General features: G+C 35.5%; 19 protein-coding genes. 3 read left to right on the forward strand and 16 right to left on the reverse strand.

The annotated features are described in order from the left end of the window. Positions 1–638 precede the first annotated feature (638 nt). The 7 genes from GMJ66_RS08465 to GMJ66_RS08495 all read right to left on the reverse strand — a co-directional run bounded on the left by GMJ66_RS08465 (position 639) and on the right by GMJ66_RS08495 (position 9,423). A complete protein-coding gene (locus tag GMJ66_RS08465; RefSeq protein ID WP_156289887.1) occupies positions 639–1,316 on the reverse strand; it encodes a hypothetical protein in 678 nt (225 codons plus the stop codon). Between the two features lie 40 nt (positions 1,317–1,356). Further along, positions 1,357–2,865, reverse strand: coding sequence for a zinc-ribbon domain-containing protein (locus GMJ66_RS08470; RefSeq protein ID WP_156289888.1), 1,509 nt, complete (start codon positions 2,863–2,865; stop codon positions 1,357–1,359). Between the two features lie 311 nt (positions 2,866–3,176). Next, positions 3,177–3,971, reverse strand: coding sequence for a TdeIII family type II restriction endonuclease (locus GMJ66_RS08475; protein ID WP_156289889.1), 795 nt, complete (start codon positions 3,969–3,971; stop codon positions 3,177–3,179). A 128-nt stretch (positions 3,972–4,099) separates the two neighbouring features. Continuing rightward, positions 4,100–5,278, reverse strand: coding sequence for a DNA cytosine methyltransferase (locus GMJ66_RS08480; RefSeq protein ID WP_156289890.1), 1,179 nt, complete (start codon positions 5,276–5,278; stop codon positions 4,100–4,102). A 440-nt stretch (positions 5,279–5,718) separates the two neighbouring features. After that, complete coding sequence (locus tag GMJ66_RS08485; protein ID WP_156289891.1) at positions 5,719–6,084, reverse strand: hypothetical protein; 366 nt, start codon at positions 6,082–6,084, stop codon at positions 5,719–5,721. Positions 6,085–6,187: 103 nt separating this feature from the next. Beyond that, a complete protein-coding gene (locus tag GMJ66_RS08490) occupies positions 6,188–6,553 on the reverse strand; it encodes a hypothetical protein (RefSeq protein WP_156289892.1) in 366 nt (121 codons plus the stop codon). A gap of 251 nt (positions 6,554–6,804) precedes the next feature. After that, entirely contained in the window at positions 6,805–9,423 is a 2,619-nt protein-coding gene (locus tag GMJ66_RS08495) for a TrlF family AAA-like ATPase (protein WP_231514879.1), read from the reverse strand. 216 nt (positions 9,424–9,639) lie between these two features. Between GMJ66_RS08495 and GMJ66_RS08500 the strand changes: the two genes are divergently transcribed. Further along, positions 9,640–10,299, forward strand: coding sequence for a hypothetical protein (locus GMJ66_RS08500; RefSeq protein WP_156289894.1), 660 nt, complete (start codon positions 9,640–9,642; stop codon positions 10,297–10,299). Between the two features lie 120 nt (positions 10,300–10,419). On the opposite strand, the gene rlmH is transcribed toward GMJ66_RS08500, so the two are convergent. The 5 genes from rlmH to GMJ66_RS08525 form a co-directional block, all read right to left on the reverse strand. Beyond that, a complete protein-coding gene (gene rlmH, locus GMJ66_RS08505; RefSeq protein WP_156289895.1) occupies positions 10,420–10,899 on the reverse strand; it encodes a 23S rRNA (pseudouridine(1915)-N(3))-methyltransferase RlmH in 480 nt (159 codons plus the stop codon). Positions 10,900–11,239: 340 nt separating this feature from the next. Further along, a complete protein-coding gene (locus GMJ66_RS08510) occupies positions 11,240–12,460 on the reverse strand; it encodes a hemolysin family protein (RefSeq protein WP_156289896.1) in 1,221 nt (406 codons plus the stop codon). Between the two features lie 300 nt (positions 12,461–12,760). Beyond that, positions 12,761–13,930 carry a TraB/GumN family protein gene (locus GMJ66_RS08515; protein WP_156289897.1) on the reverse strand — a complete coding sequence of 390 codons (1,170 nt, stop codon included), beginning with the start codon at positions 13,928–13,930 and terminating at the stop codon, positions 12,761–12,763. Between the two features lie 450 nt (positions 13,931–14,380). Then, positions 14,381–15,892 (reverse strand): D-alanyl-D-alanine carboxypeptidase/D-alanyl-D-alanine endopeptidase, encoded by a 1,512-nt coding sequence (dacB, locus tag GMJ66_RS08520; protein WP_156289898.1) that lies wholly within the window; start codon positions 15,890–15,892, stop codon positions 14,381–14,383. Positions 15,893–16,704: 812 nt separating this feature from the next. Beyond that, on the reverse strand, positions 16,705–17,046 hold the full coding sequence (locus tag GMJ66_RS08525) for a DUF3889 domain-containing protein (protein ID WP_156289899.1): 342 nt from the start codon (positions 17,044–17,046) through the stop codon (positions 16,705–16,707). Between the two features lie 127 nt (positions 17,047–17,173). Between GMJ66_RS08525 and GMJ66_RS08530 the strand changes: the two genes are divergently transcribed. Further along, the gene (locus GMJ66_RS08530) at positions 17,174–17,767 is read left to right on the forward strand and encodes a histidine phosphatase family protein (protein WP_156289900.1); all 594 of its coding nucleotides are present in this window, start codon (positions 17,174–17,176) and stop codon (positions 17,765–17,767) included. A gap of 344 nt (positions 17,768–18,111) precedes the next feature. Here GMJ66_RS08530 and GMJ66_RS08535 read toward each other — a convergent pair whose 3' ends face one another. Next, positions 18,112–19,824: an ABC transporter ATP-binding protein gene (locus GMJ66_RS08535; protein ID WP_156289901.1), complete on the reverse strand. Its 1,713-nt coding sequence runs from the start codon at positions 19,822–19,824 to the stop codon at positions 18,112–18,114. A gap of 206 nt (positions 19,825–20,030) precedes the next feature. Here GMJ66_RS08535 and GMJ66_RS08540 point away from each other — a divergent pair, with 206 nt between their 5' ends. After that, positions 20,031–20,396, forward strand: coding sequence for a DoxX family protein (locus tag GMJ66_RS08540; RefSeq protein WP_156289902.1), 366 nt, complete (start codon positions 20,031–20,033; stop codon positions 20,394–20,396). A gap of 422 nt (positions 20,397–20,818) precedes the next feature. Here GMJ66_RS08540 and GMJ66_RS08545 read toward each other — a convergent pair whose 3' ends face one another. The 3 genes from GMJ66_RS08545 to GMJ66_RS08555 all read right to left on the reverse strand — a co-directional run bounded on the left by GMJ66_RS08545 (position 20,819) and on the right by GMJ66_RS08555 (position 24,116). Then, on the reverse strand, positions 20,819–22,045 hold the full coding sequence (locus GMJ66_RS08545) for a S1C family serine protease (protein WP_156289903.1): 1,227 nt from the start codon (positions 22,043–22,045) through the stop codon (positions 20,819–20,821). A 315-nt stretch (positions 22,046–22,360) separates the two neighbouring features. Continuing rightward, positions 22,361–23,146, reverse strand: a complete 786-nt coding sequence (locus GMJ66_RS08550) for an MBL fold metallo-hydrolase (protein WP_156289904.1) — start codon at positions 23,144–23,146, stop codon at positions 22,361–22,363. Positions 23,147–23,153: 7 nt separating this feature from the next. After that, positions 23,154–24,116: a two-component system regulatory protein YycI gene (locus GMJ66_RS08555; RefSeq protein WP_156289905.1), complete on the reverse strand. Its 963-nt coding sequence runs from the start codon at positions 24,114–24,116 to the stop codon at positions 23,154–23,156. Positions 24,117–24,119: the final 3 nt, after the last annotated feature.

Raw genomic sequence — 24,119 nt, forward strand, 5'->3', positions numbered from 1 at the left:
ATACATGTTAGACACAAACAAACGTTTCCCTTTTACTCCCCCAAAAAAAGAGTAGAAATTATTTATCTACTCTTTGAAATACGGCTATCTAATTAGCATTTTAAATTACTTTCTCTGTTATTAAATCCATAGGAATTAATGTTACTGCCACTAAGCAAAAACAGTAGAAATTCAGTTATTTCTTATAAATTGATTTATAAAAGCCACTACCGATTAGTATGAAATAACTTGGAATACTGGAACTTCATTTTCTTCAGTAAAATGGCAATTGAGTTCTGTTACTTTACCAGCAGACCACTTTAAGTCTTTTTGGGTTAGCCATGAACATTCCTTTTTTAGTATTCACTACCTCATGAATAAACGCTAAGTAATATTGGCAATTTTTATATTCTATATTTCTAATGTAGTTCTTAACTTTAAAAATATCTTTTTTAAAAAGAACGGCATTAGTGTCATACTTATATTTCATTTCAATTACTGCTAAAATATCTACTACGTCATTCCTTAAATGTCCATTAAAGCCGGGCTCTTCACATAACTGTGCTATAACTAAATCTGCTCTTAGTCCATTATGATAATATTCTAAATATACAAGATCTAGTGAAACTTTATCTCACTAGATCCTTCCTTGAACCGTATTACATATTGTTAAAGATCTCCATAAAGGGGTTATAGCCCGTCACAATAGTAATTACTGAACTAACTAATCCTATCAAAATTATAAGGAAGTTTATTAATTTAATAATAAAATTATTAGAAAATCTATAGTAAGTAGTATATTTGATTAACCCACTCCAGTATAGTAGGAGAATTGGCAATTGAACAAAGAACTGAACCCCTTCCCTTAACCAAATAAATGGATTCTTTATTTGTGCCTTTGCATCTTCTAGTCTATTATCCAATCTACCTATATAACGTAATAATACATCATCTATCATTGAATAGTAATTATGTATTACAGGGTTTTGTAGACTGTTAAAGCCTCTCATTGGATCCCGTGCTTCATCTCTTAAAGTGGGAAGTGCGTTTACAATAATCTGATAAGTATTATACTGAATATTTGAGTAGGGTGGAATAAAACCCCTAGCAATTCCTAATTCACCAACTTTGGCTTGCATTTTTGGCCCTCTCATTGTAAGCCATTCATAAGCCTCGTAATTCTCATTACCTTTAATAAGACTATTACCATATTCACGAAACTTATTAAGATATTCGTACGCTTCATCTAGTTTTTTCGATTCATTACGACCAGTTCGAATAATTAAAGAAACACCTATTATTAATAATGCTAGAAGAACTAGAGCATAGTTAATCAAAATTTTCACCTCTTTTATACTAACCTATTGCTTAGCAAACTTAGTCTTTAAGTCTACAAATTTTACATCTTGAACTATTTCTTGCATTTGGCTCTTGTTGCCAACTACATCCTTTTGAACACCGCCACCAAATGAGTTGCCTTGCGTACGCCCCCACCTCTTCAGGGATAACAGTGTTCTTTTCAAAATCCCATTGTGCTAATAAATAAGGTTTTTTTGTAGTTATACTTTTTTCAATAGAAACCTTGTGGGGTTGGAAGCGTCCGATTTCTTCATAACATGTTCCACAACCTCGTCCCGCACTACGTTCATAAACATATGCCTGATAGGCATGTCCTCGATTACATTTCCACGTGGCGTAGTAATGGGATCCCGTAGATACTTCGTCTGGCTTCTTCTCATTCTTAGTTTGGTGCCATTCTTTTGCTAGGTCAGGTCGCAATGTTGCTAATGAATTTGTTTTATTAACCCTTTTACCTGCACAGTAAGGGCAATTTTCTCCACTACCGGTACGTTCATTAATAATTTTATCGTATGAGGAATCACAGTTTGGACATACCCAAAAAACTTTTTTATTAGAACGGCCATGTATTTTGTCGGGCGTAATCATCCCATTCATTTGATAGTCCCATTCATTTGCAATATTTGGATATAACCTTAATAAACTATTATCTTCCGTAACCTCTAATCCTTCACAAAACCTGCAACCGTGTCCTTTTGTACGACTAATAATTTTAGTATCGTACTCATGACCTTTATCACACTTCCACCATACAGAATAGTTTGATTTCGCTTTGAAATGTTGTGGTAGAAAAGGATGATTTTTTTCGAAATGCCACTCTTTTTCTAATTCCGGATACATTTCTAGAAGATTACTCTCTTGGACAACAGGAAGTAATTGTCCAAGAATTGGGATTGTATCTTTAATGATATTTACTTGTTCTTTGTATTTATATATTAACTGCTGTGCAGATTTGTCGATTTTATGTATATTACCTAATAATAATAAGACATCTTCAATACATTTTTTTACTGAAGGTTCTCCATTTCTATGGTATAAGTAAACTTGCAGTTTTGAATGTATAATCCCTAAATCCTGCAATTTTTCTTCTCTAATGCGAACGACATAATATCCTTGTTCTAAAAGGAATCTCGTCTTTTCACAATCCCTATACAACTGTTTTCTATGATAAAAATAACCATCATATTCAATTACAGTATGGATAGATGGAATGAAAATATCTGCTGCCCTAAAACGGTCATGTTCAATTTCAAAATCTAGTACTGCATCGGAAAATATTCCCTTTATGTAATAAAATAGCGCAAGTTCTGGAAACGAATGATTCCATCTTTTATTACAATTTGGACATCCTGTTTTACGAAGTGTTCTGTTAGCCACTCGTACCTTCCAATTAAATTTACAAATAGTACACTTCCAATATGCTTCATAGTCAGATCCATATGAAACGTCAAAAGGAGACTTTTCTCCATTTTTTGTGGGGTGCCATTCACTTATTAATGATGGAAAATGCTCACCTAATGATTTCAAGCCATGACCTCCTAGAAAATTCAAAATACTACTTCTATATCATAACAAAAGATACTCTTGTATTCCTTATTGTTACATATTGTAATTATGTTTTACTATTTTATTATTTGGTAGCCATTAAGTTAACTGAAATTATAGGTATTTCCCTTAGGATATTAAGAAGAGGCAATCTATTAGATTTGTAGTTATATCCATTTCATTAAAGAACATATGTTCTCAACCACAAAACTGAGTAAAATTTTCCTCAAAAAATAAATATGGATTGGTTTATTTACAGAGTAAGTAAAAAAAGAAGCGGTTTTATCCGCCTCTTACAATCCGAAGTATTCTCTTCTAATTCGTTCAGATGTATGTTGCCCTACCTCTTCAAAGATATCAAGTAGTTCTGTATATGTGTTTGGGTCATTTCCAATTTGATTCCAAAGAGTGGAGCCAACAAGTACAAAGTCAGTATCGTCCATATCAAAAAACTTTGCAGGTATTTTATGCTTTTGTTGCATATATGAACGACCTTCACCTGCTGGATTATACGGTAGTGCAAAATAAGCATAATTATTTGTATTGGCAGTTCTTAAATAAAGCAAGTTTTTCTTTGCCGCTGCTGTTTGGTCTTTGTTTGGCTTAACAGTTTTGAAAGAATAGAATTCTTCCGTTCCATCTTGCCTTCTTATGAATAAATCACTAATGACAGATACATTTACAGTAGCATCATAATTAAGTGTTCTTAAATGTTGGATTTCAGCAGAAATATCAGGTGTTGCGGTTCTTCTTCCAGTAGCCTGCCTATCAACTGTTTGCTCTATTGTTTGGGTTTGAAAGGTATTAAGTGTAACTGTTGAAGAGTATTGATTTTCAGCATAAGCCCCTGTACCTTCTGCTATGATTCTACCAATTTGCTCAAAAATTCCTTGCCCAAGTGTTGTTACGAAAGAACGTTCAAACTTTGATCCTTTCCATACTTCAGTGGGAACTATACGAGCACCAATTGGATTTCTCTCATAGACCTCTTCCTCATTAAAAGGGTTTGTTATAGTTAAATGTTCGATTTTTCTATCCATGGCCGCAATGATATGCTCCCTTACTAGTTGCCTAGTATTTTCATTCATATTGTCCCCTCCTACTCCCTATTTATTACCAGTATATAATAGTAAAAGGGCTTTGGATAGGACCAAATGAACAGTTAAAATGAACTAAACAAAAAGGGCTTCTATATATAAATAGAAACCCTTTTTGCTTAAATAATTTGTACTTCCTTTGCTGTGGCTACTTGTTGTAAAGATTTATGAACTGATGTTCCTCTTAAACGTTTTGTTTTTACTTGAGCATTTTGTTCTGCTACAGATATTAGAACTTGTCCAATTGCTTTACCTAACCCAATTGGAACTGCATTTCCGATTTGTCTATATACATCGTCTGCTTCTCCCTCAATAATCCAATTATCGGGGAACTGTTGAATTCGTGCGTATTCTCTAACACTTAGAGGCCTATTCTTTGTTGGATGGCATAGTAATGTAGCCTTTTGTGTTGGACTTGTAACTAAAGTTGGTGAAGGTTGGTTGTAATCTAGCCTACGGTAGAATCCCGTTTTACCTCCTCCAGATTTAAAAGCACCGCCCATTGCTGCTTCTTGAAGTTCAATAGGTAATGACCTCCAATTGCCACCCATTGGGACATGTTTAAGATAGTTAATTCTTTCTTCAGAGAATGTTCCACAAATTCCCTGTTCCTCTTCTAAGTCAGAGATTACTTCTCCTAAAGTTCTCCATCTATAATCTGGGTTTTGATGTTTTTGGAAATGCGTTGGAGTAGGTAAAAATATATCTTCATCATCTCTCGAACCAACAATAATTAATCTTTCCCTAAATTGAGGGACACCGTAATGAACGGCGTCAACTACACCAAATTCTAATTTGTATCCTATATCTTTGAACGTCTCTATTATAACCTTTAGAGCACTACCGGGCATTTCCTCTGGTGTGTAATCTTCCTTTTTCTTGTCTTTTGGAGGTTTTACTACAGATACAGAAGTTAATCCTTTTACATTCTCCATTACAAAGAATCTAGGACGAACAGTTCTTATTACATGAGCAAATTCCATAAATAATGAACCACGTGGGTCATTTATACTCTCGCGTTTTCCTGCAGTTGAGAACGCTTGGCAAGGCGGCCCGCCCACTACTGCAAAAACTTCTTCTGCTTCTAAATTGGCTTGATTAAGAAGAAATGAACAGGTTGGATCTTCTTCTATCAAATTTTTTATATCGCCTAATAAATAATTTTTATCGTTTGCAATAGCCGTTTTTTGGCACCACGGATCTATATCTTGCGCTACTTTAATTTCTAGTCCAGCGGCTTCTAAACCTAAGTCTAGGCCCATCGCTCCACTAAAAAGTGATATTACAGGATAAGTCATTTTTTTCCACTCCTAATGTAGCATTACATTTATGGAATAATTATAACACTTATAGTGGTATAGGTCCAGAACTTTTCACTTTTACATAAAAAAGAGGAGGAGAGATACTTAGTCTCCTCCTCTCCTTAAATCCTTAGCAATATTCAACCTATTTCCATCATCAAAAGGTTGGGAGTAGTAAATTTTCTCACAATTTAAACATTCAACATCACATAGTCTACTATATACCAATTTTTCCTGTTTACTAAGATGTTTAGGGGGAGTTTCAACCCTTATCACATTTAAGACCCCGCCGCATTTACATATCATAATAACTCCTCCATCAAATAAAGAAGTGATAAATAAACACCACTTCCTATTTTATCCTACACATATCATTTTTTCTATATCTCAATCTAGTCTGCCTTTATTTCACTAATTCTATCTTTAAATTTCACCTATTATATTAACTGTTCCTTTTGATAATTAATTATCTCCCATATATAATTAAGTTCTTCTAAATTACAGTAATACTTATGTCCATCTTCAACAGAGATTTGTACAGGATAATGTTCATTTAAAATATCTTCTTTTACATCAATAAAACCATAAACCCCTGAATGAACAATATCACAAATATCCGCTACATAAAAGTTTCTAAGTACCATAATCAAATCCCTCTTACTAAGAATAAATTCCTCTATATCACTACCATCATAAAGTTCTAATAGAACACTATTGGCTGTTGCATACGTTATAGTTACCCTAGATGCACCATTATAAAAATCATTTATTTCTACTAATTCTTCTACCTTTAATTTAAGCAATATTTCCACCTCCCTTTACCTTTTACTTCAACACAAAGGGGAATATTACTGCATTTTTAGATTAAGAATTTTATGAGATTTAAGTATTAAAAAGACAAGGATTTTATTCCTTGTCTTTTTCCAAATAAATAGGATTTAGTTTTTCAACCTGTCTTAAACACTCGAAAATAGCATCATCAACTAAAATATACTCGCTCAAAATAGCATCTATTCTATGCTTAAGATCTTCAAAGGTTAGAAAAACATTGTCTCTAACCTTTGTATCGAAAACATCAGTTAAAGAATTTTCATTATTAACTCTCTCTAACTTTTTATCGAATATAAATAAAAAATACTGATACTGAGAAAACCCCTTGTATTGCTTCCAGTTGATTCTTTTAAAACGTGTAATCATAAAAAGAAAATTTTCGTAACGGAATTCAACTATTTCATTTTCATTTGTTTTTCTTGAGTGATTGTTTCTTTTCAAGTGTATCTCCTCCATTATCTTTTGGAAACTTTTTCATGATGACTCTTCAAGATAACGTAGTTAATACCTTGATTCTTTGGGCACAAATAAAGGATAATTAAATTTATGGGTAATATATAACTAGCACTCCTATAATTGATTTGAGGGAGTATTTATCATTGATTTTTAGGTGATTTTCTAGAATTAAAAACCTTTTCATAAAAAGCGCAAAAACCCACACCTAATAAAGGTATGGGTTTTTTAAAGTTCACCTATAAATTGTACTTCGCTTTTCTCATTTGAAAAGCAACATTTCCTCCTTCCAAAGTATTGATTACTGCAGTTTTAACATCTGGGTTGTCAACTGAACCAATGCAATTGTCTGCAATACAACCTTGCCCATCAACTTCTTTCATTACGGCTATTAGTTCAGAATCACCGAAAACAGGAATATTTGCATTATGTGTAGCAAAAATGAATTGCCTGTTTAACTTATAATCTCTTAAACCGTCAACAAAATTATTTGCTATATAAGAGTTATCTAGATTATCTTCTGGCTGGTCTATAATTAAAGGATCATTGTTGTCTAACATTATTATATTAAGTATTGCCGTACATTGTTGACCTTTCGAAAGTTTATTAAGAGATTTAAAATTTTCTCCTTCAACATCTTCACCTACGGTATTTAGTTTTACATCTATCATATCTAGTAGTGGTATTAATTCCAGTTCAAGTCTCTTTTCCAATGGCAATTGTGCTAATATATCAGCCTTCGACTTTGTTAAATCATATTCCTCCAATAATTTTGTGCTACCTTCACTGATATGTTTAATAAATGTTGGCAATGAAAATTCATCCTTTTCTCTAATCCATCCTAAACTTTTCGGGCCTAGACCATCAATTTCGGACAAAAATTCAATTAACTCTTCTCTGTTTTTTCCTGCTTGAACTTCTACCTGTACTTTCCCATTTAATTTCCCTTTATTTATTTTTTTGACTGCTCTCCTTAGGGAGTCATAAGATTCATCTTGATTCTTTTTTAACTTCTCTAACAACGTTCTTCTTTCCTTAATTATGCTTTCTAATTCCTCTGCTATTCTTCTAGATTCATTTTTACTTGGATTTATTCGTGCAATTTCAGATACGGTCTCTCTATACTCTAAAGCGATTTCTGGGCCAGTTTTTCCATTCAATCCCTCTACAGTCTTGATTGATTTCTTAACTTCTCCTTCAGAATCATTTTTTATTTCTTGCCACTCACCTTTTATTTCCTCCACTTTCCTTGCACTTTCTTTAACAAGTTTTTCATACTCATCTTTTAATTTAAAAAGTTCCAAGTTAAAGTTACTTATAATACCTGAAATTTTATTAAATTTATCTGCATTGGCTGTTTCTTCAATAAATTCTTTAGTAAACGGAGCATCTACTTCAGTAAATTGTAGTGAATGCTTTGTTATTACCTCTAATGATTTTTTTATGTATTCTTCTTCTGTCGATAATTGTTCTATAGTACTAAGTTTATCTGCAATTCCATTCTCTTTAAAAAATTTTACCTTCTCCTCAAGTTTCGGCAATTTAGAAACTTTTCCTGAAATCTCATCCCTTTTCTGGATTCTATCCATTAATTGGGCTGCATTTTGTTTTAAATTTTTTATAATTTCTTCTCTTTCTGAAATACTATCCTCCTGATTAGGAAGAAATCTGCTTAAAATATTTAATTTTGCTTCTTCATCAGATACTAGTTCTATAATTTCATTCTGTCCAAAAATCTCAACGCTGGGTAATATATCTTTTACACTCAAGTTTGAAACAGTACCATCCGCATTCTCAATTACTATAGGATCTTCATACCTTTTAATTACTTTATATTTTTGCCCATAGCGCTGGTTAGAGGTGATATGCAATTCTACCCTTCCATTGTCCAAACCTAAATTTGCTTTAATTAATTCCTTAAAGTATTTTTTCGAATCATGGCCTTTAGGTTCGCAATCAAGAGCATATCGAAGTAGTTCTAATAAGGATGATTTACCTGTCCCTCTTCCACCAATAGCAGTATTTAGGTTTCTAGATAAGTCAATAGAAAATCCATCAAGATATCCCCCAAAAACTTCTATTTTATCTATACTACTGTGATATCGCTCATTTTGATCAAATGATAGTTTTACTCTAGCACTAGGGTCTAGGAAGGCCTCTTTAAAGCATGTGAAATTCAAATCCGACATTTTGACTAAACAGTAAGCATTCTTTTCAAGTAAGTCTTCAGGATTACAAATATCCTTCGCATTAATATATGCAAATGGGGTGGTCTTTTTATACATAGGTTCTTTATTTTTAATAATATTATTATATCTTGGGTCAACCTCTGCTAAACTATATGGTATCTGTGCTGCTTTAAGTTTTGAATCAATCCAAATGTGATTCATTTGACCCATTTTCAAAATCCCATTATCACTTGTAATATGGGCAGCATACCAAAATCCCTTCAGATCTTCCTCAACAATTTTGGCAATTTCCAAGCAAGATAGATGACTTGGCATGACCCCATTATCTACATTAGTTAACCCTAATCTACCTAAATATCTATTTAATTCTTCAGATGTTGTATTTTCAGAGAAAAGACATACAATATGGATTTTTTCTGCAGTCGCAATTTCAAACCCCGGAAAAACAGTAATATCATTTTCACTTAATAAAGTTCTAAGTTTATTAGACGTTTCCACATTTCCATGGTCTGCTAATCCTATTACTTTAATTTCTTCAGAAAGAGCGTTAGTTAAAATCATTTGGTTATATTTATCTTCACTTACTTCATGATCTTTACCTCTATATGCTAAATAACTATAAGGATTAACTTGCAATGCACACTTGTAGAATTCGGCAAATTTCTTCACATTTTGTCCTCCTTTTTTTGTTTTCAACATCATTTATTCCATTATATAACAAAAAGACAGGTGAAATTATCTTTACCTGTCCTTGCATTTCATTTTATTTTTATTAGTTACTAACATTAAAGTAAAAGTGTTACATGAGCAATTCCAAAATAATCTAGTATGAATGTATAATAAAAGAGAAGAGAAGTTTATAACCTTTCAGGAGGAATGATTATTTTGGATTATAAATTAATAAGTGTAATAATTACAGCGGTAATTACAATAGTATTATTTTTCTTTTTACACTTTATAATATCGCCCTTTAATAGAAGAAACGAATTAAGGAAAGAAAAATTGAAAGAATTGTATGGCCCACTATATTATTTAATTCTAACTCATAGAAAAAACTTAAAGGCTGATATGGAAATAAAGGAACATGAGATAGGTGACAATGAACCACCATATATTGAAAGGAATCCTGTTATTGAAGGCTTTGAAAAAGTAATACCTGAAGTTGAAAAATTGATTTCTAAAAATATACATCTTCTTTCATATGAAGATGCAATACACTGGCATTCTTATATCAAAGCCAATGAACAGTTCCAAACTGACAGTGATAAAGAAGATGCTAGTGAAAACGAAGTCTTAGATTTATTAGTTGATAGTCATCAAGAATTTATTAATTTTCTAGATGAAGCAAAAGTTACTTATTATAAACTTTATCATCAATTTTATGGAATAAATTACTTAAAATTTATTAATACAAGATTTAAAAAAAGAAAGGTAAACATTAATTCTAATCCTTTTTATTCTGAGGAAGAAAAATTAATTAAAATTGAGAGATTGCACCAACAGGAAGAAAAGATTTTAAATCACTATGAGAGCAAAAGAATGTAAATTGAGAAGACAGGAATAAACCTGTCTTTTCCTCTAATAACTTATTAATCGAGGTCACACATCATTTAATTTTTTTTAGCCACTCCTCATTAATTACAATCTCAACTCTCTGTTTTACCACTATTTGTGATACGGTTCCCCCCGATTAATCCGAAACCCCCGATACACCTGCTCCAACAAAATCAACCGCATCAACTGATGGGGAAATGTCATTTTCGAAAAGGATATCGCCATGTCGCTGCGGCGTTGTACATCTTCACTAATACCAAGGGATCCACCGATAACAAAAGCGAGTTTACTTTTCCCGTATGTCGCCAGTTCATCCAGTTTTGCTGCGAGTTGTTCTGAACTCAGCATCTTTCCTTGTATCTCCAGCGTAATCACATGTGTGTCCTGGGCAATATGAGATAAAATACGCTCTCCCTCTTTCCGCTTTACTTCGAGCATCTCCGCTTCACTCATATTTTCGGGGGCCTTTTCATCGGCTACTTCTACAATCTCCACCTTTGCATAGGCAGTTAATCTCTTCAAGTATTCTTGAATTCCTTGTTTTAAGTATTTTTCTTTCAGTTTTCCTACTGACACAATCGTTATTTTCATCTTTTCCAATCCTTCCGAGCATGTTTAATTATCATTAGTTTAACAAAAAAGCTTTCATTCACTAAGAAAAGCGCAAGCGCCCGTTTAGCGACGTACGGACTGCGCCTGGCCATGCCAGGTGGTTCGGTGTTACCGCGCAAAGCGGTGGTTTTAACCGAACAGTCCCCGCAGGAGATAAAGGAAACACGACGAACGGAGTGAGTCGATGTTGACTTATCGTACGGAGGTGAGGGAAGTCCGCTAGTCGCTAGGCGATGGAGCTAGACATCGAAGCAAAAATTTATACTTTCTTATCTTTTTAAAAAACCCCACTTTATTAAAATGGGGCTTTCAACTATTGCTATTTAATGATTTGTACTTTTCGAATCGTACGGTTTTCGATTTCCATGATCTTAAACGTTAAGTTTTCTCTTTCAATGACTTCTTCCTCTTCAGGGAAATCATTAAATTCCTTTAATAAATAACCTGCCAGTACATCTTCTTCCTCTGGTATATCGGTCTCGAAAATAGAATTCAACCGACGCAGTGTAATTTTGCCGTCACAAATAATTTCAGTTTCCGTTAACTTTTCAATTAATGCATCATTATCCAGGTCCATTTCATCTTCTATTTCTAATCCAATCATTGATTCTATAACATCTTCATGCGTAATAATTCCTTCTGTTCCACCATATTCATCCAACACAATCGCCATATGTTTCTTCTCTTTCGTCATTTTAAGAAATACCCATTCCACAGAATGGAATTCATATACAAGTAATGGATCAATATCACTAAATTCCTTTAATGATTTTCCCGATTCCAGTGACCACTGAATTAAATACTTGGAGTGAAACACTCCGATAATGTTATCAATGTCGTCTTTGTAGATTGGATATCTCGTAAAGGGGTTCTGGATAACTACATCTCTGACCTCTTCATATGTCGCCGTGCTGGGAAGAGCAACCAAATCAACACGCGGTGTTTTCAGTACATCTTTTACATTTAAATCCTGAAAATCAAGAACTCCTTTCAGACGCGACGACTCATCTTTGCGAAAGGTCCCTTCTAAGTCTGCAATATCCACCATCGTCCGAAATTCTTCCTTAGATATCGATACATCCTTTGGCTGCCCTTTCGAAAGCGCCCTTGTAATAAATCCGGTTAAACCATTTAGTACGACCGTAATCGGCTTAAACACAATCACAAAAAATCGTATGACTGGATAAACGATAGAGGCAATCCGATCAGGGAAAGCAGCGGCAACGGACTTCGGAATCACTTCCGCAAAAATAATAATTGCTATCGTTAATATGGCAGAGGCCAGACCTACATGAAACCCATATTCGATTGCTATTGTCGTTACCAATGTTGGGAGTAAAATATTAGAAATATTATTTCCAATTAGAATGGTTGTAATAAATTCACTTGGTTTAGATACTAAATTTAAAAGCTTTTCAGATTTTTTATCGCCATTGTTTGCCTTCGTTTGCAGCCTCATCCTGTTCGTGGCTGTCAACGCTGTTTCACTACCTGAAAAAAACAGGGAAACAAACAGTAAAAAAATGATCGCAATGATCACGAGCCGGTTCCTCCTTAAATACCTTAAAAATAAAACTCTGTTTCATTATAAATGACTTTATAAGTACGGGAAAAGTGTTACGTTTTATTATCCCTGTTAAAATGTAACACAGCCCCTCATTTTGACTTTATACTTATCGTTAAAATTCCTCTAATTACTATTGTATAAAAATAGTATTCCATTAGAACACCTATTTAAACAAAACACACACCTTTATTAAAGGCTGTCTTTCAGAAAAAGTATTTTTAACACTACACCGGGAAACTTGAAGGGTGTAATTACGATGTTGAATAACATAGTCTAAAATAAGTTATTAATAAATAACCGGACAACATCCAATCCACCAATAAAGGTTCCTAATGAACTTCCTACATTCGCTAAAACAACGACTAATAGTACACGAGTCACTTTATTATGCCAAAACCCTTTTACATTAAATACATCTTCGGTTAATTTTTCAAAATCCCTTACTGTTGGCCTGCTGAAATAGGCTTGGACAAAACCTGCAAACCATCCCGCAGCAATTAACGGATTCAGGGAAGTAATTGGCGCTGCGATTAAAGCTGTTAAAATGGCTAAAGGATGACCTAATGCGATAAGAGTACCCAATGCTGAAAAGGAGCCGTTCCAGACAACCCAGCTAATCGCTTGTTGCCAGCCAGCAGCAGGATTGGTTATGAAAGTATAAGCAATCATTGCAATAATAAGAATCGGTATCGACCAGGCAATAACCTTTGGTGCCTTGGATTTTGGCGGACGCTTTGATAAGTTCTTCAAATCATGCTCATGCTGTATTTCTTTCGTAATGCCAGGCACATGAGCAGCTCCCAACACGGCAACTACCTTATCCCCTGATGCACTTTTAATTTTCTGCGCTAAATACTGATCACGCTCATCAATTAACGGTTTCTTAAGCCTTGGAAAATGCTCGGTAAACTCCTGGAGCATCGCATTAATCGTATCCTGCTGCTTCATTTTTTCCAATTCTTCTTCAGAAATTTCTTCCTTACTGAAAATACTTGCAATAATTTGCGATAAAAGCAATGCTTTTCCCTTTAAGCCTAAGTTCCCCCATACTCTTGAAAAGGTAACCTGGATATTCCGGTCGGCTAAGACTAATTCGGCACCAATTTCCTCTGCAGATTCCATTCCCTGGATCATTTCCTGTCCTGCATTAATTCCAAACTGCTTCGCCATCCGTTTCTGAAAAGAGGATATAGCAAGATTCATTAACAATAATGTTGCTCTTTTTTCCTTAATCACCTTAAATATATCCATATCCTTCCATCTGTTACCTTCTTTGATGGACTTGTATCGGCCCTCATCCAATTCAATACAAACGGAATCTGGTTTTTCTGTTTCAATGACTTCTTTTACTTGCTCTGCACTTTGTTTGGACACATGGGCTGTTCCAATAAGTATAATCTCTTTATTATTAATATGTAATCGAGTAATATTATCTTCCGTCATAGATACCTTCCTTTTTACGATTAAACATAGTTCCATTCTAAACCAGATTTACAGAAAATAGTATTATTATCTACCTAATTAGGGGCTTTTTTGAAAGTTTGCTTGCTAATCTTCAAAACAGGTCTCCTACCGCTCCGGAGCTTCATCGCACTTTTAGAAAACTGCCTCACTTAAGAAAAGCGCAAGCGCCCGTTTAGCGACGTACGGACTGCGCCTGGCCATGCCAGGTGGTTCGGTGTTGCCGCGCAAAGCGGCGGTTTTAGCCGAACAGTCCCCGCAGGAGATAAAGGAAACACGACGAACGGAGTGAGTCGATGTTGACTTATCGTACGGAGGTGAGGGAAGTCTCGCTAGTCGCTGGGCGCTGGAGCTAGACATCGAAGCAAAAAAATTTATACTTTCTTATCTTTTTTAAAAAGGGAACCTCTATCTGAGATTCCCTAACTCTAATTATTCAAATTCATGTGATGCAAGTATCGTTGCTATAGCATCTTGAACTGGTGTCATGGATCCTTTAATATAATTATTGTTTAATACTGAGAAGATTAATTTCTCCCCGTCAGCTGATGTAACATAACCTGATAAGGTATTCACTCCATTTAATGACCCTGTTTTCGCCATGACATTTCCTCTTGTCGGTTCTTCTGTCATTCGATTACGAAGTGTACCCCCTACCATTCGTTCGGATACTCCGGCTACAGGCAGGGCATATTCAAAATCAGCATACCAGTCCTTTTGCTGGGCCGCATAAAGCAGGCTCGTTAATTCACTTGCTGGTATATAATTTTTATGTGACATACCTGATCCATCACGCAAAAGAATCGTTTCTTCATTCACACCTAAATTAGCTATAACATTTTTCATTACGTCAAGGCCCGCATCCCAGCTTCCTTCTCCTTCAACCACCATGCCCATTTCCTTTGTCAGTACTTCTCCATGTCCATTATTGCTCAGTTTCAAGAAAGGGATAAGCAAGTCTTTTAATGGCATGGATTCCTTTTGAACAAGTAAGGTTGCATCATCAGGCACTTTTCCAGTTTCTGCTTTGCCATTTCCAGCAAAGGTTATTCCATTCTGTTCTAACGATTTCTGGAACACATCAAGCACATATCCTGTCGGTTCCCATACTGCTGCCCATGATTTGGAGTTAGACCCATCAGTCGGCATATTTCCTTCCACGATAATGTTATTCGTTCCATGTTCTCTTTCAATGGAGATCGTTTTCGCTTCACCTTTTGCCACCATTTTTGACTGATTCACAATCGTTACATAATCCGTTTCTGGGGTAACTTTTACTTTGGCCTTTTCCCCTTTTCCTGGCATTACTTCGACAATCACGGTACCAGCATCATAATCATGATCCGGGGAAAGGGTTAAGGCGGATACTTGTGCACCAGTATGGAACGGCTCGTCCGACCAGTTTAAATCCTGAGATAAACGAACATCGTCATACCATGTATCATCAGCAATTAAATTTCCGTGTAATTTTGTAATTCCCTTATCCTTCAAGACAGAGGCAAACTGATCCAAATCGGCTTTGAGTAAAGATGGATCGCCCTTCCCTTTGATATAAAGGTTCCCTTGCAGGACTTCCCCAACAACTTGTCCATCCGTATACACTTCTGTTGAAAATTGATAATTTGACCCCAATGTATCCAATGCAGCTGCAGCAGTTAAAAGCTTCATATTGGATGCAGGATGTAATCGGATGTCCCCATTATTGGAGTAGATTTCTTCTCCTGTATCTGCTTTCCGTACACTTACACCGGTTATCGCGCCATCTAACCGCTCATCTTCCAAAACTAGGTTCAGCTTTTCATCCAATGGTAAGGATTCGTTAATTTCCGATGTTAAATCTTCGGATGCAACGACAAATAATTCTTCCCCTTTATCAACATACAGAAGCGATAAAAGCGATAATATAAATAGTGAAAGGAACCCGACTTTTGTAACATTTCTCATTAGCTTATTCACATCCCCCTGATATTTATTTGAATATTTTAATTATACACAATATAAATGTAAATGAAAGTAGTGCTAGCTAAAACCATTCTTATTACCTAGCTTGGCATTATTCCAATACTCTATAGCTTTCACATTATTTTTTGGAAATATATCCATATCACTACAATTATTTTTGTCGAATAGAATTTACCCACTTTTCTGACCGATTTTATGATATGATTTCTATGTATTTTCTATTGATCATGCTCTTTTCGGTGGGACGAGTAACCGCAGTCCCAACCCTTTTTGAAACAGCCTAATAAAAAGAAATATTAAATACATAGGGACGATACCAATATGATGTCGTTTTTAGCATTGGTATGAACATTCAATTAGCGTGTGGTGGGAATCCTTATTCAACATGATCATACCCTTATCATAAAGAGGTTCAGGTGTAACAATTGGGCACTCCTGTGGGAAGGGTAAAAATGCTGGAGAACTTAAGCGAAAGTCTGAAGTGGGAATTTTATGAAGAACTGTATTTGAAAAATGAAAACCCAACAATTATATTGGGTTGTTGAAAATTTCTTTATATATCGTGAGAAAGCCTTTCATGAAATTGGTCTCTATTATCAAGTTTTATCGGATACAAAGGAAATCTTCCAGAAGCGAACCTTTTACGGGAAAGAAGGAGGACATCTCATATATATAAAGGGTTCCTATGAATAAGCTAGATTCGATCCAATTTGAAACCAACATATTAAGATTGCTTCAAACAATTTCCCGGATCATACAGAACATCTTGTAATCGGAAATTTTGTCGATTAGCTTTATTGGTCGGTTTCTTCAAAGGTAACAGAGATAACTTCTTCTGTATCGGTTTTAAATTCTATATTAATAAATACCCCAAATTCTCGATTTTCATCTTTTAGCCATAGCTTGAATTTCTCAACGGAATGCTTGTCCTTGGAATCTCGTCCAATATGAAGATAATCAATAATTTGCGCACTGGAGTATTTCTTTTTCGTTTCCTGCATAGCTAACCGCCCCCATTTTGCATAAGATGGGATACCATCTTCTTCTGCAGAAATGAAATACTGAACAGGGGTTAGATACGTATACCCGGAAAACAGAAGCAGTGTAATCGTGATGGCTGATAGTATTTTTTTCAATGTTCATTCCTCCTTTTCTATAGATTTGGTAATTTTCCCTTTTCCTATTCACCAAATTCTTGTAGTAAAAAGGGGAGGAATAGTTTATCTTAGTGACTTAGACATATTATTTTTGGAGGGAAATCAAATGACATCTATTTGTTTTATAAGGCATGGAGAAACAGACTGGAATGCTGTAGGAAGACTTCAGGGACGGACGGATATTCCGCTCAATAATAAAGGAAGAAAACAGGCGAAGCAATGTGGTGCTTATTTACATAAACAGAAATTTGATGTTGTCATAACGAGTCCTTTAAAGCGTGCAAAAGAAACGGCAGAAATTATCAATGATTATTTACAGCTGCCCCTTATAGAAATGAATGAGTTTATTGAACGGTCTTTTGGAGATGCTGAGGGAATGACCTATGAAGAACGATTAGAAAAGTATCAGGATGAAAATCTGCCCAATCAGGAAGAACAAGCCGTTTTACATCATCGGATACTCACTGCCTTAGAAAAGGTGAAACAATTATATCCGGAAAAACGCATCATACTCGTAAGCCACGGTGCCGTCATCAATGCCATGCTCTCCATTCTGTCCAACGGGGAAATCGGAGGTAGAAAAACACCTCTGTTGAACGGATGCTTTAATACGATTTATTATCATCAAGAGCAATGGGAAATTCAAGATTATAATCGTGTTGAACATTTAACTCCTACACATGAAACCATCAATCCTTAAGAGCCTCCTCCAATTCGAGGAGGTTTTCCATTTCCCGGGAAATATCGACAATTTCCTATTTATTTTTTAGGAAAAACGCTTATTTCCTTATTCTTTCGCAAATATGTTGATCGTTATATAGGAGCATTTAAAATTTTAACTATGAAAATCTGCTCCTTTCTAAAATATAACTATTTGATTCCTGCTAACAATATCTTCAAGAATTGTTTATCTTTCTTAAATTTTCAAACATATCAACATATTATTAACATTATGTGGATAACTAAGAATTGGAATCGAAAAAAAGAGGATTTCTCAGATTTGGCCACTGTTATAGGCGCACCACCTTAAGAAATCCTCTTTCGTTAATTCATTTGTACACTATGCAAATGTGCAAACAGTCCATCCTTTTTCAGTAATTCATCATGACTGCCTTCCTCTTCCATTCCATTCTTCGTTACCACCATAATCCGATCCGCATTTTTAATCGTTGCTAACCGATGAGCAATAATTAAGGTGGTTCTATTTTTGGCAAGCTCATTTAATGCTTGTTGAATAATTGTTTCTGTTTCGGTATCCAAGGCAGAAGTTGCCTCATCCAAAATTAATATTGGCGGGTTCTTTAAGAACATCCTTGCAATTGCAATCCTCTGTTTTTGACCACCAGATAGTTTTAACCCTCGTTCCCCGACCTGTGTATCATATCCATTTGGTAACTCATTGATAAATTCTTCCATATGTGCCCGTTTCGCGGCTAACTGAATTTCTTCATCTGTAGCCTCTAATTTTCCATAAGCAATATTCTCACGGAGAGTACCTGTAAATAAAAACACATCTTGTTGTACAACTCCTATTTGGCTGCGAAGGGACTCTTTTTTCATGTCTCGTATGTCGATTCCGTCAATAGTGATTCTTCCTTCATCTACATCGTAAAAACGCGGAATTAATGACGATATGGTAGTTTTTCCAGCACCAGATGGGCCAACAAATGCTACCGTTTCCCCAGCACGAATATGAAAATTAATGGAGTCCAGAACGGCTCCCTGCTCTTGTTCATAGCCAAACGTTACATCATGAAAGGCTATCTCACCACGTAAATTTACTTCCAATGCATCTTTACGATCTTTCACATCCGGGTCAACATCGAGTAACTCTGTAAATCGTTTGAACCCTGCCATGCCTTTTGGATATATTTCTAATAGAGCGGTGATTTTATTAATTGGGTTCGTTAACACATTAACAAATAAGATAAAACTAACTAATTCTCCATATGTCATTCTTCCATTAAAAGTTAGCCAGGCACCGGCAACCAGCACAATTAATGTAATTAACCGCATTAACAAATAAATATTGGAATGGACGATGGCCATCGTTTGATAAGCCCCTATCTTTGCTTTTCGAAAACGATTGTTATCCTTCGTAAAACGTTCCATCTCAAATTTCTCGTTTGTAAATGACTGGACGACACGTACACCCGATACGGCATCCTCCACACGTGCATTCACTCCGGCAATATCCTCGTACATTTTTTTCCACGACTTATTCATGCGAATATTTCCAAACGTGATAAGGAAAATCAAAATAGGAACCGCTATAAGAATAACGAGGGATAAAGTAGGATTAATCGTAAACATAATTACAAAGGCCCCAACAAAGGTCATAATCGAAATGAAAAAGTCTTCAGGACCATGGTGTGCCAATTCTCCAAGATCAAATAAATCATTGGTTATTCGACTCATAATATGTCCAGTTTTTGTATTATCGAAAAAGCGAAAAGATTGCTTTTGGACATGGTAAAACAGTTCTTTACGCATGTCTGTTTCAATATTAACCCCAAGCTTGTGTCCGATATACGTGACAACATATTGTAAATACGTACTTAATATATAAACAAATAATAGCAGGACACCAACCGTTACAATCAAATTCCAATCGTCTCCTGGCAGCAGTTCATCAAGAAACCACTGTACGGCAACCGGAAAAGCGAGTTCGAGAATAGCAACAATAATGGCAGCAACAAAGTCAACAATAAATAGCCGTTTATGTGGTTTGTAATAAGAAAAAAAACGCCGAATCAACACATTCACCCCTTTCTGTTACTAACACCCAGCGTTAGCAGCAAACCCTTTTCTTGATTAATCTAAATGAAATTATATGTCTTATTTCTACCATTAGCAATAAGGAAAGTAGATATTTATTTTTTATTTTCAACTACTTGTCAACGTTGTCCAACTTAAAGCATATAGATGGAATAACTAGTCTTTTAGGGGGTACATGGAAGCATATGCAAATGCAAATAACTAGATGGGTTTGTTATTCTATTGGTTATGTATTTATCACATCCGGTATAGTGAAGCTAGTAATAAACGATTTTAAGGTAATCTTTGCAAATTTAGGAATACCATACCCTGAGTTCACATTATTTTTAGTAGCTATGATCGAAATTAGCTGCGGCGGTTTAATCGTTGCCCGAATGTACGTGCAACAGGCAGCTGCCCCACTTATTTTTATTATGCTGTCTGCGATTTTCCTTACAAAATTGCCGATTCTATCCGATGGAGGATTGGTACATTTTTTGTTTGAAGCACGATTGGATATCGTCATGCTTATGCTTTTAGTTGTTGTTTGGAAGTACAGTAAGTATTGGTAATCTGCTTTAAAACATAAAATTGTTGATAAGTCGTTAATAACATCGTATTTTATCCTCAAATTGCCAAGTTATCCACAAACTTATTAACATATGCACAAATGTTCGGTGATATTTTGTTGCAGAACATATTTTCTATACCATATATTGTATTTATCTACAGTTTCATCCACAGGCTGTGCATAAACCCTGTGAACAGAAAAAATCCGAACTTATCATTCAAAATTCTCCTGTTAGAATTCGAATTGGTTCGGATTTTTTCCATTTTATAAAGCTGTTTTCTAAATGAATCTTTGTTTTTATCACTAAATCTATAAAGTACGCATATAACTTGTAATAATATTTGGCGCAATTACCCGCTCTGGAAATAAACTATGCATACCTTAGAACTGTCTGTTTTCATAATGTGGCAGCCCTATCCATATTTATTGAGACCCGAGTTCAATCGTCGTTTCCATTAACTCTCCATTCCTATAAAAGGTAACCTTTACTTCCTCACCAATTTCCTTTTCATGATAAAGGATTTTACGTAAATCTATTGTGTCTAACGTTGACGTATCATCTAAGGCAATGATAACATCCAACTGCTCTAATCCCGCTTGATCTGCAGGAGAAAATGGTTCAACACTCCATACATACACGCCACCTTTTACATCATTTGGGAGATTTAGCGTATTATCCCATTCCGATTTCGGTACTTCATCCAGGGAATAAATCTCTACACCTAAGTATGGTCGGATGACTTCTCCTTTTTCCTCTAATTCAGCAATAACTGGCATGGCAAAATCAACAGGGATAGAAAAGCCAATTCCTTCTACCGCCTCTTGATTTACCTTCATGGAATTAATACCGATAAGCTGTCCATACATGTTAATCAGTGCACCACCACTGTTTCCTGGGTTAATCGCTGCATCCGTTTGAAGGACTTCTGCTTGCCAATCGGATCTACCATCCTGGTCAAAATCCTGTGGTATCGTTCGCTCAGTTGCACTGATGACCCCTTGGGTTACTGTACTGGAAAACATATGTCCTAAAGGATTTCCAATAGCTACTGCAGGTTCGCCTACTTTAACTTTACCCGAGGAACCAATATCAATTACTTTTTCAACATGTTCTCCATCCATTCGCAATACAGCCAAATCCGTAAAAATATCACTCCCGACAATTTCTGCCGGTATAGAAGTTTCATTATAGAGCACAACCTCTACTTCATCCGCTCCTTCTATCACATGATGGTTCGTGACTACATAAGCTGTACCATTTTCTAACTTATAAATCACACCAGAGCCAGTTCCAGCCTCCATGCTTTCCTCCTGCTGCCAATAGTCTGCATGCTTCATAAGATTGGTTACACCTACTACAGCAGGCGTCACTTCGTCCACAATTTCGGTAATTTGTGTAGAAACATCAACATGAACCGAAGTATTAATTATATTACCAGTACCTCCGTTTTTTTCATTCGCTTCCGTGTTTACTTTATTCATATTATTCATCGTTCCAGCACTACCATCTGTTTGTGTGAAAGCTGGTATCACTTGTGCTACCAGGAATATCCCTGCACCTAACCCAATCAGTAAAGGTATGATCCAGCTGACTTTCCGATTTGGTTTACGATGCGGGTTTGGTGGATAGCCTTGATTGTAATAGCCCATTTCTTTTCCCCTCATTTTACATATAGATTTCTACACAGTAGTATTTCCTAACTTTAGAGGATTATAATTAAGAAATGCGCAAGCGCCCTTTTAGCGAAGTACGAAGGTAAGGGAAGTACGCTAGTCGCTATGGCGATGCAGCTAGACATCAAAGAGCAAATTTATACTTTCTTATCTTACAAAGAAAAACGAACACATCATCCTGTTGATGAAGGTGTTCGTTTCTAACTCTTCTAATTCTTATGCTTGGCCTGTTAAAATTTAACTGTGTCAAACCTCTTCCTGGCCAAATTTTTATAGTCTGGTGCACAAATGCTATCCTACCTCATATAATGCCGTTGGTTCTTCCGGATCGGTATCATGTAACTCCATATCTATTCCACGTTCCTTCAGTACGTTATTCACGGACATACGTGCTAAGTCTTTCATATTATTATCTACACTTAAATGAGCCAAATAAATGCGTTTGGTACGGTTACTGATAATGTCGGTCAGTGCTAAAGCACAATCCTCGTTTGAAACGTGGCCAGAATCACCTAAAATACGACGTTTTACACTCCATGGATAACGCCCCATTCTGAGCATTTCCACATCATGATTCGCCTCAAAAACATATGCGTCTGCATCTTCCACAATTTTCTTGATTCGTTCAGATACATACCCTAAATCCGTAACGAGCGCGACTTTTTTTCCTTTATGACGAAACGTATAAAACATTGGCTCTGCCGCATCATGTGAAACACCAAATGACTCCACATCTAAATCACCAAATGTCTTCACTTCTTCCATATTAAATAGAAATTTTTGATCAACGGAAATCTTCCCTATAGCTCCATCCATCGCTTTCCACGTTTTTTCATTTGCGTAGATTGGAAGATTATACTTTCGTGCAAAAATACCTAAACCCTTAATGTGGTCACTATGTTCATGCGTAACTAAAACTCCAGACAGCTCTTGAGGGTCTATTTGGATTTTTTCAAACAGATTCGTAAGTTTTTTTCCACTTAATCCTGCATCCACTAATAATTTCTGCTGTTCTGACTCTATATAAAAGGCATTGCCCGTACTCCCTGATGCCAATACACTAAAACGTAATGTCATTTCTATTTCACTCCGATTTTTCGAACTGCTGTTTTTCTTCAAGCATTCTTATAAAAGAATGGTAATTTTCCTCTTCCCCATCATCGTCGTCCTCATCATTGTCTTCATCTTCATCGTTCATTAATGGTTCAACTTTTTCAAGCGTCTCGTCAATAATATTATCTAAAAATTCCTCATCGACATTGGAGAAGATAATGCCTTCAATCGCATTAATAAAATAATTTCGTTCCCCATTGACGACAACATTCCATGTCGGAGCAAAGATCTGTTCTCCTTCTTCAATCAGCCGGGAATAATAACCGATATCCACATCCGTCACTTCTTCATTTGGAAGTAAGTCATGTGAGTTGTACAAAGCTTCAATTGCTTTGATAGGCTGAATTAATGACTTAGACCCAGAACCTTGTGGCTCTCCTTCCCCGAGCATGGTTTGCGTATAATGGGTTATTTCATTCTTTTCATTTAAATACAATAATAATAACCCAGGTCCATTCTCATTATAATAAACGGTGCGTCCCTCTATTTGCTGGAAGAATATTAATATATTTAATTCCTCATGCCAATCCCAAAAGGCAAATTCCTCACCATAAAGAATATTACTTTTTACCAGTTGGCTTATTTCTTCACCTGTTGAGTCCTCAGAGACTGGTACTGGTTTTTCTAGCTGGGAAACAATAAAATTGTCATCTATCACGGTTATGAATTGACCATCTAAATTGGATAACTGTTCGAGTTCTGATTCATTAAATTCCTTTTGAGATGCCAGAACATAGGTCGCTTCCTCAATATCCATATCCAAATCCGTAATTGTAATATTATCAGCGGCCAGTTGATCCTCTATGGTCGTTTCCTGACTAAAAAGTATCCCTAAATCTGCTTCTTGTTGTTTCTGAACAAATTGAACAATTAAGTAGACATTAAGAATTAGGAAACTGAGGATAAATAATGTTTTTATATGACCCCATTGCATCCT

This window comes from Oceanobacillus salinisoli, assembly GCF_009733865.1.
Lineage (GTDB): Bacteria > Bacillota > Bacilli > Bacillales > Amphibacillaceae > Oceanobacillus > Oceanobacillus salinisoli.

Coding starts and splice junctions, on each gene's coding strand:
- GMJ66_RS08475 (WP_156289889.1), bottom strand. CDS start 3,971: ATGAATGAAAATACTAGGCAACTAGTAAGGGAGCATATCATTGCGGCC.
- rlmH (WP_156289895.1), bottom strand. CDS start 10,899: ATGAAAATAACGATTGTGTCAGTAGGAAAACTGAAAGAAAAATACTTA.
- GMJ66_RS08550 (WP_156289904.1), bottom strand. CDS start 23,146: ATGACATTACGTTTTAGTGTATTGGCATCAGGGAGTACGGGCAATGCC.
- GMJ66_RS08530 (WP_156289900.1), top strand. CDS start 17,174: ATGACATCTATTTGTTTTATAAGGCATGGAGAAACAGACTGGAATGCT.
- GMJ66_RS08515 (WP_156289897.1), bottom strand. CDS start 13,930: ATGACGGAAGATAATATTACTCGATTACATATTAATAATAAAGAGATT.
- GMJ66_RS08540 (WP_156289902.1), top strand. CDS start 20,031: ATGCAAATGCAAATAACTAGATGGGTTTGTTATTCTATTGGTTATGTA.
- GMJ66_RS08480 (WP_156289890.1), bottom strand. CDS start 5,278: ATGACTTATCCTGTAATATCACTTTTTAGTGGAGCGATGGGCCTAGAC.
- dacB (WP_156289898.1), bottom strand. CDS start 15,892: ATGAGAAATGTTACAAAAGTCGGGTTCCTTTCACTATTTATATTATCG.
- GMJ66_RS08555 (WP_156289905.1), bottom strand. CDS start 24,116: ATGCAATGGGGTCATATAAAAACATTATTTATCCTCAGTTTCCTAATT.
- GMJ66_RS08545 (WP_156289903.1), bottom strand. CDS start 22,045: ATGGGCTATTACAATCAAGGCTATCCACCAAACCCGCATCGTAAACCA.